Source organism: Mesorhizobium sp. P2_H9 (genome assembly GCF_056403215.1).
This window is the reverse complement of sequence record NZ_JBFUFX010000009.1, coordinates 202,510-216,189: the sequence shown is the minus strand read 5'-3', so window position 1 is coordinate 216,189 and position 13,680 is coordinate 202,510. Positions and strand designations below refer to the sequence as shown.

The window sequence follows — 13,680 nt, the reverse complement described above, 5'->3', positions numbered from 1 at the left end:
CAGGACCACATGCAGAAATTGACCGTTTTAACGGCAGCTGTTGCTGCCGGCGTAATGACTTTTGCCATCGGTGCTGCCAATGGCGCGCCATTGAGCCAGAGGGCAGACCAGGGTTTCATTGTAGCATCCGGCAAAACCGTCACGCCGAAAGCGGGCCATGGTGAAAAGGTGAAGAGAACCGCCACCGCAAAAGTGGAGAAGGCAGCTGCCGTAAAGACCAAGAAGTCGGGCTCCAAGCGGCATACCAAACGCAACCGGAAGGCGGTCGATCGGATGACAACGGCGTCGATCGGCCCGCAGAACGCAGCGATGTCGATATCGATTTCGCAGATGGCCGGCGGTGGGCAATACTCGGCGATCGTCGCCCGCTATGCCGCCAGCTACGGCGTGCCGGTGTCGCTCGCCAAGGCGGTCATCACCGTCGAAAGCAATTATCGGCCGAATCTGGTCGGCAGCGCCGGCGAGATCGGCCTGATGCAGATCAAGCCGGCGACGGCGCGGATGATGGGGTACAACGGCTCGGTCAAGGGCCTGTTCGATCCGGACACCAACATCAAATACGGCATGAAGTACCTCGCCATGGCGCAGGATCTTGGTGGCGGCACGACCTGCGGCACCATCCTGAAATACAATGCCGGCCATGCCGCCAAGCGGATGAACCCGGTGTCGGCCGCCTATTGCGGCAAGGTCAAGGTGCAGATGGCCGCGCTCTGATCGCCCGGCAAACGAGAGCCGGCGCTGATCGCCGGCTTTTTCGTTTGCGTTTTCGAGCCTGAACCTCTTTATACGCCTTGCCAGCTGGCCGGGCGGCCGCACCCGCGAAGTCGAAAGGCTGCGGGTGAGGAAAGTCCGGGCTCCATGGAGACACGGTGCCGGTTAATGGCCGGCGGGGGCGACCCCAGGGAAAGTGCCACAGAAAGCAAACCGCCACGAGTTATCGGGGCAAGGGTGAAAGGGTGGGGTAAGAGCCCACCGCGCGACTGGCAACAGGAGCGGCACGGTAAACCCCACCGGGAGCAAGACCGAATAGGGACGGTGCGAGGGGAAACTCTCGAGGGCTGTTTCCGGCTCACCGTTCGGGTAGGTTGCGTGAGGCGCATGGCAACATGCGCCCAAGATGAATGGCCGCCACGTTCTCGCACCGCAAGGGGCGAGGGCCATACAGAACCCGGCTTACAGGCCAGCTGGCAATTCTTTCCACGATATTGCAGTGAAATCGGCTGATATCAGCAGGTTGCGTCTTCGGGCGCGACTGTTGATTCAGCCGCTTCAGAAACTGAATCAACTTGGGACAGAGGTGGCAGCTTTTGTTGAAATTGGTGCGATTAAATCGTACCTTGCTCGAATAGATAGCATCAGGAGGGCCGTCATGGGCCATGTCGACAAGCGCAGCATCACGCTGTCGCCGGAACTGGCGGCGGCGGTCGACGATGTGGTGGCTGCGGGGGAATATGCCTCGGCAAGCGAAGTGATCCGCGACGCTTTGCGGCAATGGAAGGACCGGCGCGACCTGCATGGCTACACGCTGGAAGAATTGCGCAAGCTGGTGCAGGAGGGAATCGACAGCGGGCCGGCGCTGGACGGGCAACCAATCATGGAGCGGTTGCGCGCGAAATATCTAAGAATGGCCGAGGCTAAAGGCTTCCATGAGTGAAATACCGCCTGCTTCCTCAGGCGGAAGTCGACCTTGAAGCTATTGGCGACTATGTCGCGGCCGACAATCCATTTGCTGCGGTTCGCCTGGTGGATGCTTTTGAAGCGCGATGGCGCTTGTTGGCTTTGCATCCGTTCTCCGGTGCGCCGCGCGAAGACATTGCTCCAGGTATCCGCCACCTGGTCCTGGGGGAATATCTTACGTTCTACCGCATCGCTGACGGCGCCATTGAAATCCTGCGCGTCCTGCATGGCCGGCGCAAGATCGAGGCTGACGACCTGAATTCGTGACGGCTCCACTCAGACGCCGAGCTTGTCGAGCGATGCCTCGATTGCCTGCCACAGTTCCTTCACCGGCTCGCAGCCGACCGACAGGCGCACGAAGCCGGGCGCAACGGCGTCGCCTCTTTTCGATCGCCGTTCGGCCGAGGTGTGGACGCCGCCGAAGGATGTGGCGGCCTGCATCAGCGCGCAATTGTTGATGAAATCCTCAGCCTTGTCCTCCGAAGCCAGCACGAAGGAGATGAGAAAGCCGAAGCGTTCCATCTGGGCACGGGCAAGGTTGTGCGAAGGATCGCCTTCGAGGCCGGGGTAGCGCAGGCCGCTGACCGCGCGGTGGTCTTTCAGCCGCCGCGCAATCACTTCGGCGGAAGAACACATGCGGTCGAAACGCACATCGAGCGTTTCGAGGCCGCGATGCACCAGCCACGCTTCGAACGGTCCGGGAATGGCGCCGGAAGTCTCCCGCCAGTCGGTCACGGCAGCGATGATATCGGCATTGCGGCTGGCGACATGGCCGAACAGCACGTCGGAATGGCCGTTGGGCGCCTTGGTGTCGGCGGCAATGACGATATCGGCGCCGAGATCGAGCGGGCGCTGGCCGAACGGCGTCATCGTCGTGTTGTCGACAACGAGCAGCGCGCCTGCGCTATGAGCGGCCTCGGTGACAGCCGCGATGTCGCAGATGTCCAGGCCGGGATTGGCGGGGGTTTCGACGAAGGCGAGGCGATAGCCATCGAAACCACCGTCCAGGAAGTTCGATGTCGGCCTGACGTCGTAGCTGACACCGAACGATTTAAGGAAGCGCTCCGCCAGCGCCCTGGTGGTGTGATAACCATCCGAAGGCAGAAGGATGCGGTCGCCGGCCTTGAGCAGCCCAAAAAACACCGCCGAGATCGCAGCCATCCCCGAGGGGAAGGCGACGCATGGCGCATCTTCCAGATGCGCCAGCATGTGCTCGACCGCATCCCAGGTCGGGTTCGAGAAGCGGCCATACTGATCAAAGCCGGTGGCGTCACCGGGAGCGTGAAAAATCGCGGCCATCGTCAAGGGCAGCGGAATCGGGTCGCCCTTTGCCAGTCTGTCGCGACGCAGATGAGGAAGGGCCGCAGCGCGTGACCTGGCGGTTTCGGACATCGATTTTCAAACCTTGTTTCTTGGTCGAGAAATGCGGCCGACCCTAGCGTCAGGCTACGGCTTGCGGCAAGCCGCCTCCGGTTGGGCCAGACGGCTCTAAACCCTTCGTTAGGCTTAATGGACGATAAAGAAGGGAGTGCCGTCAAAGCTGCTCTCACCGGTTGTGGCGCGTGCGTTTGTGAAGCCTGTTCCCGTTGACGCCCATAGTGCCCCATGATATCCCATTTCGATACCAAAGCCTTCGTTCCGCGTCAGGGTGAAGCGTACGCCAATCGGGCAGCCGCGGCGGCTGTCCGTTTGCGGGGTTTCGCCTTTGGGAATGAAGCGAATGTTCGGCAGGGGACGCGCAGCGGCGGCGCGGACGACAAGATGGAAAGGGGTGCGGCGGCGGAAGCGGCTGTAACGCGTAATGGACCGGTTTCTGTCAAGCGCGGTGAACAGGATCGATGCGAAGGGGCGGGTCTCCGTTCCGGCGCATTTCCGCGCGGTCGTGCAGAAACGCGGCTATTCGGAGCTCTATGCGCTGCGCTGTCTGGATGTTCCGGCGATGGATGTCGGCGGTCTCGACCTGCTCGACCGCTACGAGCAGCGCATCGCGCTGGAAGACCCTTTTTTGCAGACGGCGGACGACATGTCGTTCTTCTGCCATGGCGACGGAACGTTCCTGAAGCTCGACCAGGACGGCCGCATCACGATGAGCGATTTCATCCGCGAGCACACCGGCATTTCGGCGGAAGTGGCCTTTGTCGGCCGCGGCAATTTCTTTCAGATCTGGGAACCGAAACAGCTTGCCGCCTATGGGGCGCAGGCACGCGCGCGGCTTTTGCAGCTTCGGCAGGGGACGAAGCCTGGGGAGCGGCCGGAATGATGGCGGGTCACGGCGATGATATCAGCGCCGTTGGCGGACCGACCCGTCACATTCCGGTCCTCCTTGCCGAAGTGCTGGAGGCGCTCGCGCCAAAAACCGGCGATTTGATCGTCGACGGCACGTTCGGCGCCGGCGGCTACACCAGGGCGATCCTCGCAACCGGCGCTTCGGTCGTCGCCATCGATCGCGATCCGGATGCCATTGCGGCAGGACGCGCCCTCGAACAGCAGTCGGGCGGCAGGCTCAAGCTTGTCCAGGCGCCGTTCTCGACGCTGGACGAGCAGGTCGAAAGCGCCGACGGCGTGGTGCTCGACATCGGCGTCTCCTCGATGCAGATCGACCAGGCGGAGCGCGGCTTTTCATTCCGCACCGACGGGCCGCTCGACATGCGCATGGCGCAGGCGGGCCTCAGTGCGGCCGATGTCGTCAACTCCTTCAAGATGGGCGACCTTGCCCGCATCTTCGGCTTCCTCGGCGAAGAGCGCCATGCCGGCCGCATCGCCCGCATGATCGAGAGCCGCCGCGAAAAACATCCGTTCGAGCGCACGCTCGACCTCGCCGACGCCATCGAAACGCATATTGGCCGTGCGCCCAAGGACAAGATCCATCCGGCAACCCGCGTCTTCCAGGCGTTGCGCATTTTCGTCAATGATGAACTCGGCGAATTGGCCAAGGCCCTGTTTGCGGCCGAGCGCGTGCTGAAGCCGGGCGGGCGGCTTGTCGTGGTGACGTTCCATTCACTGGAAGATCGCATCGTCAAGCGCTTCATTGCCGACCGCGCCGATGCCGCGACCGGCTCGCGGCACATGCCCGAAGCGCATACGCGCCTGGCGACCTTCGGCAAGGCCGGCGGCGGCGTGACGCCTGGCGACACCGAGACAGCAGCCAATCCGCGGGCGCGCTCGGCAAGACTGCGCGCTGCGATCCGCACCGAGGCGCCGGCGCGCGCCGGTGATTTTTCGATTTTCGGCCTTCCAAAGCTTCCCGGCATCGATCGGCCGAGAGAGAGGTGAGCACGTGTTTCGTACCAGCGACATAGTCCTTATCGCCGTCATGGTTTCGGCCGCGGCCCTGACCTACAAGACCAAGCGCGAGGCCGAGGAACAATTGGCGTCGGTGCAGAAGATCGAGGCGCAGATCCGCTACGAGGAGGATACGATCGACCTCTTGAAGGCCGATTGGAGCCTCCTCACCCAGCCGTCGCGCCTGCAGAAACTCGCTGAACTCTACAAATCGCAGCTCGCGCTCGAGCCGGTCAATGCACGCCAGATCGTCGGGCTCGACGATCTGCCGGCAAAACCGGTCAACATCGAGGACCTGTCGTCCCAGCGGCTGGGCGGCATGGCCGACAATTCCGGCAAGGGGCCTTTGGGCAAGGACCCGGTGGTGACCGGAGGCATCGTCCAATGATCGTCAAATTGCCAACGATGGGCAGATTGCTGAAGCGTCGCGCAAAATCAGGCGAAGACGGCTCGATCGTCGTCGACGGCGCCCGCAAGGCGACTGGCGGCAAGGCCAAGACCCGCATCGTGATGACGATGGCAGTGTTCTTCGGCATCTATTCGACCATCGCCGGGCGGCTGGTCTATCTCGGCTTCCAGAACCCCGACATGTCCGGCGGTCCGCAGAGCCGGGTGACGGCGTCGCGGCCCGACATCGTCGACCGCAACGGCGAAGTGCTGGCGACGGACATCAAGACGGCGTCGCTGTTTGCCGAGCCGCGCCGCATCGTCGATGCCGACGAGGCGATCGAAAAGCTGTCGACGGTGCTTCCCGAGATCGATTACGAGCAGACCTATCACAAGCTCAAGAGCGGCGCCGGCTTCGTCTGGCTGCAGCGGCAGCTGACGCCCAAGCAGCAGGCCGACATCATGCAGCTCGGCATTCCCGGCTTTGGCTTCCGCACCGAAAAGCGCCGGTTCTATCCGGCCGGCGAAACCTCGTCCTACATTGTCGGCCTCACCAACATCGACAATCAGGGCATCTCCGGCATGGAGAAGTACATTGACGAGCAGGGCCTGAGCGACCTTCAGGCGTCGGGCCTGGCGATAGCCAAGGATTTGAAGCCGGTGCAGCTTTCGGTAGACCTGCGTGTTCAGCACATCGTGCGCGACGAGATCGCCAACGGCATGGAGAAATATCATGCCATCGCTGCCGGCGCCGTGGTGCTGAACGTCAAGACCGGCGAAGTGGTGGCGATGGCCTCGGTGCCGGATTTCGACCCCAACAATCCCTACAATGCGCAGGACAAGGACCGGCTGAACCGCATGTCGGCCGGCCTCTACGAAATGGGCTCGACCTTCAAGAGCTTCACCACTGCCATGGCGCTCGATTCCGGCAAGGTGACGATGGAAAGCCGGTTCGATGCCTCGCACCCGATCCAGATCGGCCACCAGACCATTCATGACTTCCACGGCAAGAACCGGGTGCTGAGTGTGCCGGAGGTGTTCATCTATTCCTCCAACATCGGCTCGGCCCGGGAAGCCGACGTGGTGGGCATCGAGGGCCACCGCGAATTCCTGCATCGCATGGGCATCCTCGAGAAGATGCAGACCGAACTGCCGGAAGTCGCCCGCCCCACCGAACCCAAGGTGTGGAAGAAGGTCAACTCGATCACCATCGCCTTTGGTCACGGCGTGTCGACGACGCCGCTGCAGACGGCGGTCGGTTGCGCCGCGCTGATGAATGGCGGCTATCTGATCGAGCCGACATTCCTGCCGCGCACGCAAGAGCAGGCGATGACGGTGGCCAAGAAAGTGGTCAACGAAAAGACCGTTGAAGGCATGCGCTATCTCTACTCGCTCAACGCCGAGAAGGGTTCGGGCAAGAACGCCAGGGTTCCGGGCTATCGCGTCGGCGGCAAGACCGGTACGGCCGAGAAGGTCATCAACGGCCGCTACTCGTCGACGGTGCGTTTCAACGCCTTTGTCGCTTCCTTCCCGATGGACGATCCGCAATATATCGTTTTGTCGATTATCGACGAGCCGAAGCCGGAAAAACCCGGCATGGGCGCCACCGCCGGCTCGAATGCAGCACCAATTGTTGCGAACATCATCCGCCGTTCGGCTTCGATGCTTGGCGTGAAGCCAGATTTCAGTCATGAAAATGGTGCAACGCTGGTGTCCTATCAGTGATTCTTGGGGCGCGCCGGCAACTGCGCGCTATTTTGTTGCAATGAACGGAACTCGATGCAGCTGAAAGATCTAGCCGGTATCCTGCCTATCGAGGGAACAGCTTCCCCCGACATGGAGGTTACCGGGATTACGTCGGATTCGCGCCAGGCAAGACCGGGCGTGGTCTTTTTCGCGCTCGCGGGAACCAAGGCGGATGGGGTGGCCTACGCGGCCGATGCCGCCAGACGGGGTGCTGTGGCCATTGTGGCGGGCACGGGCAGTGCCGTTGCCGGCCTGCCGGTTCCGGTTCTTTCGGTCGATGATCCACGCCTTGCACTGGCATTGAGCGCTGCCCGCTTCTTTGGTCGGCAACCGCAAACCATGGTCGCGGTGACCGGYACCAGCGGCAAGACCTCGGTYGCCGCCTTCACCAGGCAGATATGGGAGCAGGCCGGCTTTGCCGCGGCTTCGATCGGCACCACCGGCGTGGTGGCGCCGGGCCGCAACGAGTATGGCTCGCTGACCACGCCCGACCCGATAGCCTTACACCAGTTGCTGAGCGAATTGGCCGATGCCGGCGTCACCCACGCCTCGATGGAAGCCTCCAGCCATGGTCTCGACCAGCGCCGCCTCGACGGGGTGAAGCTCGCCGCCGGCGGGTTCACCAATCTCGGCCGTGACCACATGGACTATCATCCGACGGTCGAGGACTATCATCGCGCCAAACTGCGGCTGTTCGATACGCTGCTGCCCAAAGGGGCGCCGGCCGTGATCTTCGCCGACGACCCGTGGTCGGAGCCGACGGTGCGTGCGGCACGCGCGGCGGGCCTGACCGTGCTGACGGTCGGCCGGCACGGCGATTTCCTGCGGCTGAAGCGGGTCGAGCACGAGCGCCACCGCCAGCGTGCCGAGGTCGAAGCCGATGGCATTTTGTACGAGGTCGACCTGCCGCTGGCCGGCGATTTCCAGATCTCCAATGCGCTGGTTTCGGCTGGTCTCGCCATTTCGACTGGAACACCTGCCGCCAAGGCCTTGATGGCATTGGAAAAACTGAAGGGTGCTCCGGGTCGGCTCGACCTTGTCGGCACCACGGCCAATGGCGCGCCGGTCTACGTCGACTACGCGCACAAGCCGGATGCGCTGGAAAATGTGCTCGCCTCGGTGCGACCGTTCACCACCGGCCGCGTCATCGTCGTGTTCGGCTGCGGTGGCGACCGCGACCGCGGCAAAAGGCCGATCATGGGCGAGATCGCCACCCGGCTTGCCGATGTCGTCATCGTCACCGACGACAATCCGCGCTCGGAAGTGCCGGAAACGATCCGCGCTGCGATCCTCGCTGCCGCGCCCGGCGCCGTCGAGATCGGCGACCGGCGCAAGGCGATCCACGAAGCGGTGGCCATGCTCCACGCCGGCGACACGCTGATCGTGGCCGGCAAGGGCCACGAGGAAGGCCAGACCATAGGCGCCGAGACGTTTCATTTCTCCGATCATGAGGAAGTGCGCGCGGCGCTGCGGGAGCGTGCCGCATGAGTTTCCTGTGGACCGCCGATGCGCTGGTCGCCGCCATGGATGGACGGCCGCTCGGCCCGATGCCGGAAGGCATTTCGGGCATTTCGATCGACAGCCGCAGCCTGCAGCCGGGCGATGCCTTCTTCGCCATCAAGGGCGAGGCGATGGATGGCCATGATTTCGCGACCTCGGCAATCAAGGCCGGCGCCGGCGTGCTGGTCGTGGCCGAAGGCAAGTTGCCGTCGCTCGGCCGGCTGACGGCGCCGATGATCGTCGTGGAGGATGTGCTGGCGGCACTGGAAAAGCTCGGCGTCGCGGCGCGCGCGCGTTCGAACGCCAAAATCATCGCCGTGACAGGCTCCGCCGGCAAGACGACCACCAAGGAAGCGCTGCGCCATGTGCTGTCCGCCGTTGGCAAAGTCCATGCGTCAGCACAGTCGTTCAACAACCACTGGGGCGTGCCGCTGACACTGGCGCGGATGCCTGACGATTGCGACTATGCCGTGTTCGAGATTGGCATGAATCATCCGGGCGAAATCCGGCCGCTGGTCAAGATGGTCCGGCCGCATGTCGCCATCGTCACGCTGATCGCGGCAGCCCATCTCGGCTTCTTCAAGAATCTGGACGAGATCGCCAAGGCCAAGGCGGAGATTTTCGAGGGGCTCGAGCCCGATGGCGCGGCCGTGCTCAACCGCGACGATCCGCGCTCGAAATTGCTCGACAAGATGGCGCGCGCTGCCGGTGTCGAGCACGTCTTCGGCTTTGGCGAAAACGCCCGCTCGACCTTTAAGCTGGTCAAATGCGTGCTGCATGCCGATCATTCCGACATCATTGCCAGGATCGATGGCCACGAGGTTGCCGCCAGCATCGGCGCGCCCGGCCGCCACATGGTGCAGAATGTGCTGGCGGTGCTGGGTGCGGCGCATCTGGTTGGCGCCGACCTTGCCAAGGTGGCCTTGGCGCTCGCCGATCTGTCGGCGGAACGCGGCCGTGGCAAGCGCCATGTGCTGCGCCACCCCAAGGGGCCGATCACGCTGATCGACGAGAGCTACAATGCCAATCCGGCGTCGATGGATGCGGCGATGGCGCTGCTCAATGCGACGCCGGTGTCGGGCGAAGGCCGCCGCATCGCCGTGCTCGGCGATATGCTGGAACTCGGCGACCACTCAGCAAAGCTGCATGCAGCGCTTGCCGACCTGATCGTCGGCACCGAGACGCGGACGGTCTTTCTCGGCGGCCCGGAAATGCAGGCGCTGGCCGACATCTTGCCTAACGACATCAAGACCGAGTATCGCGCCGGGGCCGAAGATCTGAAACCGGTGCTGCTGTCGGCATTGAAAGCTGGCGACGTGGTCATGATCAAATCGTCGAAGGGCATCGGTTTTTCAAAGCTGGTCGACGCGCTGCTCGGCAAATTTCCGGCGGAAGCCACAACCAGCAAACAGACCTAGGGGTCGGGTCCGGGGGACGGAATAGCATGTTTACATTGCTCGTTGATTTTGCGGACAAGGTCTCTGTCTTCAACGTCTTCCGCTACATCACCTTCCGCACCGGCGGGGCGCTCATCACCTCTGCGCTGATCGTCTTCATTTTTGGACCGACCATCATCAATTCGCTCAGGCTGCGGCAAGGCAAGGGCCAGCCGATCCGTGCCGACGGGCCGCAAACCCACTTCAAGAAGGCCGGTACGCCGACCATGGGCGGGCTGATGATCCTGTGCGGCATCGTCGGCTCGTCGCTGTTGTGGGCGAACCTTTCCAGCATCTATGTCTGGGTGGTGCTGCTGGTGACGTTGGGTTTCGGCTCGATCGGTTTCTACGACGACTATCTCAAGGTGACGAAGCAGTCGCATCTCGGCTTTTCCGGCAAGGCGCGGCTGGCGCTTGAATTCGTCATCGCCGGCATTGCCGCCTGGGTGATCATGCACAACGGCCAGGCGCCGTTCTCGTCGTCGCTGACCTTTCCCTTCGCCAAGGAATTCATCGTCAATCTCGGCTGGTTCTTCGTTCCGTTCTCGTGCTTCGTCATCGTTGGCGCCGGCAATGCGGTGAACCTGACCGATGGTCTCGACGGGCTGGCGATCGTGCCGATCATGATTGCCGCGGCATCCTTCGGCGTCATCGCCTACCTCTCCGGCAATGCGGTGTTCGCCGAATATCTGCAGATCCATTTCGTCCCCGGCACCGGCGAACTGGCGGTCGTGCTTGGCGCGGTGATCGGCGCCGGCCTCGGCTTCCTGTGGTTCAATGCACCGCCTGCCGCGATCTTCATGGGCGACACCGGTTCGCTGGCGATGGGCGGGCTGATCGGCACGGTCGCGGTGGCGACCAAGCACGAGATCGTTCTGGTCATCGTCGGCGGATTGTTTGTCGTGGAAATCCTGTCGGTCATCATCCAGGTCGGCTACTTCAAGATGACGGGCAAGCGCGTGTTCCTGATGGCGCCGATCCACCATCATTTCGAAAAGCTCGGCTGGACCGAAAGCCAGGTGGTGATCCGCTTCTGGATCATCGCCGTGATCCTGGCACTGGTCGGCCTGTCGACCCTCAAGCTGAGATAGGAGCCCGCTTGATCCCCGCCGCATCCTTTGGAGGCAAGCGTGTTTCGCTCTTCGGGCTTGGCGGCTCGGGGATCGCCACCGCGCGCGCGCTGATCGAGGGTGGGGCGGATGTTCTTGCCTGGGACGACAATCCCGACAGCGTCGGCAAGGCGGCGGCGCTCGGCATCGTTACCGCCGACCTGCGCGGCGCCGACTGGGCGGGGTTCTCGGCCTTCGTGCTTTCGCCGGGCGTGCCGCTGACGCATCCGAAGCCGCACTGGACGGTCGAGTTGGCGCGTGGCGCCGGCGTCGAGGTGATCGGCGACATCGAGCTGTTCTGCCGCGAACGGATTGCCCGCGCGCCGACAGCACCCTTCATTGCCATCACCGGCACCAACGGCAAGTCGACGACGACGGCGCTGACCTCGCATATTCTCAAATCGGCCGGGCGCGACACGCAGATGGGCGGCAATATCGGCCGCGCCATCATGACGCTCGATCCGCCGCAGCCTGATCGGCACTATGTGGTGGAGTGCTCCTCCTATCAGATCGATCTGGCGCCTTCGATCAACCCGACGGCCGGCATCCTGCTCAACCTGACGCCCGACCATCTCGACCGGCACGGCACCATGCAGCACTATGCCTCGATCAAGGAGCGGCTGGTGGCCGGCAGCGAGACGGCCATCGTCGGCATCGACGATTCCTGGTGCGCGCAGATCGCCGACCGGCTTGAGCGGGCGGGCAGAGAGGAGATCCGCATTTCCAAGCGGCTGCCGCTGACCGACGGTTACTTCGCCGATGGCAGCAATCTGATGGAAGCGGTGCACGGCCGCTACAGCCGGGTTGCCTTTCTCGAAGGCATCGGTTCGCTGCGCGGCCAGCACAATGCTCAGAACGCGCTGGCCGCTGTCGCCGCCTGTCTCAAGGTCGGGCTGGACCTCGGCGAGATTCAGGCCGGGCTGGAGAGCTTTCCCGGACTGGCGCATCGGATGGAGCAGGTCGGCCGCAAGGACCATGTGCTGTTCATCAACGATTCCAAGGCGACCAATGCCGATGCGGCGGCACCGGCCCTGTCGAGCTTTCCGCGCATCTACTGGATCGCCGGCGGCCTGCCCAAGGAGGGCGGCATCGAGCCACTGCGCGGCTTCTTCCCGCGCATCGCCAGGGCCTATCTGATCGGCGAGGCGGCGCCTGCTTTCTCGGCGACGCTAGGCGAAGCGGTGCCCTATGAAATATCGGGCACGCTTGCCGCCGCGGTCGAGCACGCGGCGCGTGATGCGGCAAATGACGACAGCGGCGAGGTGGTGGTGCTGCTGTCGCCCGCCTGCGCCAGTTTCGACCAGTTCAAGAATTTCGAAGTGCGCGGCGAAGCCTTCAGGCAAGCTGCGAATGCTATCGAGGGCGTGAAACCCATCGGAGGGGCACGATAATGCAAAGCCGTCTCGACAAAAGTCCGGTAGCGACCTGGTGGTGGACGATCGATCGCTGGTTCCTGGCGGCGTTCCTGTCGCTGATGGGGCTCGGCATCGTGCTGTCCTTCGCGGCGAGCCCGGCGGTGGCCGAACGCATCGGCCTCGACAGCTTCCACTTCGCCACCAGGCAGATCATCTTCACCGTGCCGGCACTCGGCGTGATGCTCGCCGTCTCCTTCCTCGAATCCCGGCAGATCCGGCGCATGGCGCTGGTCATGCTGTGCATCATGCTCGTGCTGATGGTGGTGGTTCTCTATGTCGGCGTCGAGGTGAAAGGCGCGCGGCGCTGGGTGTCGTTGGCAGGTCTGTCGATCCAGCCCTCCGAATTCCTGAAACCTGCCTTCGTCATCATGTGCGCCTGGCTGTTTGCCGAACACAAGCGCCAGCCCGATATTCCGGGCAACCTGTTTGCCATGCTGCTGTTGGCCCTGGTCATCTCGCTCTTGGTGGCGCAGCCCGATCTCGGCCAGACCATGCTGGTGCTCGGCACCTGGGGCGTCATGTTCTTCATGGCCGGTCTGCCATGGATGTGGATCATAGCGCTGGGCGCCGCCGGCCTCGGCGGCGTCTTCGCCGCCTATTCGGTGTTTCCGCACGTCGCTGCCCGCATCGACAAGTTCGTCACCGGCGAAGGCGACACTTTCCAGGTCGACATGGGCCGCGAAGCGCTGATCAATGGCGGCTGGTTCGGCGTCGGACCGGGCGAGGGCACCGTCAAGCGGGTCATCCCGGACAGCCACGCCGACTTCGTGTTTTCGGTCGCCGGCGAAGAATTCGGACTGATCATGTGCTTCTTCATCATGTCGATCTTCGCCTTCATCGTGCTGCGCGGCCTGAGCACCGCACTGAAGGAACAGGACGATTTCACCCGCTATGCCGTTGGCGGCCTGGTCACCGTCTTTGGCCTGCAGTCGGTCATCAACATGGCCGTCAATCTGCAGCTGATGCCGGCCAAGGGCATGACGCTGCCGTTCATCTCCTATGGCGGCTCGTCGCAGATCGCCATCGCCATCTCGATGGGCATGGTGCTGGCGCTGACGCGCAGGCGGCCGGAAAAGCGCAAGCAGATGGGCTTTGCCCTGTCGCAACGCGCCATGCCGGCGGAGTGAG

Annotated in this window: 13 protein-coding genes and 1 other RNA gene; 13 read left to right on the top strand and 1 reads right to left on the bottom strand. The window is 63.3% G+C overall.

The window, feature by feature from the left end; genetic code table 11:
- Positions 1-9 precede the first annotated feature (9 nt).
- The 4 genes from AC1DXN_RS18275 to AC1DXN_RS18260 all read left to right on the top strand — a co-directional run bounded on the left by AC1DXN_RS18275 (position 10) and on the right by AC1DXN_RS18260 (position 1,944).
- Positions 10-714, top strand: a complete 705-nt coding sequence (locus AC1DXN_RS18275) for a lytic transglycosylase domain-containing protein (protein WP_477274978.1) — start codon at positions 10-12, stop codon at positions 712-714.
- 80 nt (positions 715-794) lie between these two features.
- An RNA gene (gene rnpB, locus AC1DXN_RS18270) (RNase P RNA component class A) lies at positions 795-1,192 on the top strand.
- A 177-nt stretch (positions 1,193-1,369) separates the two neighbouring features.
- Positions 1,370-1,654 (top strand): type II toxin-antitoxin system ParD family antitoxin, encoded by a 285-nt coding sequence (locus tag AC1DXN_RS18265; protein WP_477245021.1) that lies wholly within the window; start codon positions 1,370-1,372, stop codon positions 1,652-1,654.
- The gene (locus AC1DXN_RS18260) at positions 1,651-1,944 is read left to right on the top strand and encodes a type II toxin-antitoxin system RelE/ParE family toxin (RefSeq protein WP_477244601.1); all 294 of its coding nucleotides are present in this window, start codon (positions 1,651-1,653) and stop codon (positions 1,942-1,944) included. The genes AC1DXN_RS18265 and AC1DXN_RS18260 overlap by 4 nt, the downstream gene beginning before the upstream one ends.
- Positions 1,945-1,953: 9 nt before the next feature.
- Here AC1DXN_RS18260 and AC1DXN_RS18255 read toward each other — a convergent pair whose 3' ends face one another.
- Positions 1,954-3,069: a cystathionine gamma-lyase gene (locus tag AC1DXN_RS18255; RefSeq protein WP_477274976.1), complete on the bottom strand. Its 1,116-nt coding sequence runs from the start codon at positions 3,067-3,069 to the stop codon at positions 1,954-1,956.
- A gap of 409 nt (positions 3,070-3,478) precedes the next feature.
- On the opposite strand from AC1DXN_RS18255, the gene mraZ reads away from it, so the two are divergent.
- The 9 genes from mraZ to ftsW are packed head-to-tail and all read left to right on the top strand — an operon-like array spanning position 3,479 to position 13,679.
- Positions 3,479-3,937, top strand: coding sequence for a division/cell wall cluster transcriptional repressor MraZ (gene mraZ / locus AC1DXN_RS18250; RefSeq protein ID WP_477244605.1), 459 nt, complete (start codon positions 3,479-3,481; stop codon positions 3,935-3,937).
- Complete coding sequence (gene rsmH, locus AC1DXN_RS18245) at positions 3,934-4,950, top strand: 16S rRNA (cytosine(1402)-N(4))-methyltransferase RsmH (protein ID WP_477244607.1); 1,017 nt, start codon at positions 3,934-3,936, stop codon at positions 4,948-4,950. Before mraZ ends, rsmH begins: the two co-directional genes overlap by 4 nt.
- A gap of 4 nt (positions 4,951-4,954) precedes the next feature.
- On the top strand, positions 4,955-5,347 hold the full coding sequence (gene ftsL / locus AC1DXN_RS18240; RefSeq protein ID WP_477244609.1) for a cell division protein FtsL: 393 nt from the start codon (positions 4,955-4,957) through the stop codon (positions 5,345-5,347).
- On the top strand, positions 5,344-7,071 hold the full coding sequence (locus AC1DXN_RS18235) for a peptidoglycan D,D-transpeptidase FtsI family protein (RefSeq protein WP_477244611.1): 1,728 nt from the start codon (positions 5,344-5,346) through the stop codon (positions 7,069-7,071). Before ftsL ends, AC1DXN_RS18235 begins: the two co-directional genes overlap by 4 nt.
- A 54-nt stretch (positions 7,072-7,125) precedes the next feature.
- Positions 7,126-8,580, top strand: a complete 1,455-nt coding sequence (locus AC1DXN_RS18230) for a UDP-N-acetylmuramoyl-L-alanyl-D-glutamate--2,6-diaminopimelate ligase (RefSeq protein ID WP_477244612.1) — start codon at positions 7,126-7,128, stop codon at positions 8,578-8,580.
- The gene (locus AC1DXN_RS18225) at positions 8,577-10,010 is read left to right on the top strand and encodes a UDP-N-acetylmuramoylalanyl-D-glutamyl-2,6-diaminopimelate--D-alanyl-D-alanine ligase (RefSeq protein WP_477274974.1); all 1,434 of its coding nucleotides are present in this window, start codon (positions 8,577-8,579) and stop codon (positions 10,008-10,010) included. Before AC1DXN_RS18230 ends, AC1DXN_RS18225 begins: the two co-directional genes overlap by 4 nt.
- A gap of 26 nt (positions 10,011-10,036) precedes the next feature.
- Positions 10,037-11,119, top strand: a complete 1,083-nt coding sequence (gene mraY / locus AC1DXN_RS18220; RefSeq protein WP_477244616.1) for a phospho-N-acetylmuramoyl-pentapeptide-transferase — start codon at positions 10,037-10,039, stop codon at positions 11,117-11,119.
- Positions 11,120-11,127: 8 nt separating this feature from the next.
- Entirely contained in the window at positions 11,128-12,528 is a 1,401-nt protein-coding gene (gene murD, locus AC1DXN_RS18215; protein ID WP_477274973.1) for a UDP-N-acetylmuramoyl-L-alanine--D-glutamate ligase, read from the top strand.
- A complete protein-coding gene (gene ftsW / locus AC1DXN_RS18210) occupies positions 12,528-13,679 on the top strand; it encodes a putative lipid II flippase FtsW (protein ID WP_477244620.1) in 1,152 nt (383 codons plus the stop codon). Before murD ends, ftsW begins: the two co-directional genes overlap by 1 nt.
- The last annotated feature ends 1 nt before the right edge of the window (position 13,680 follow it).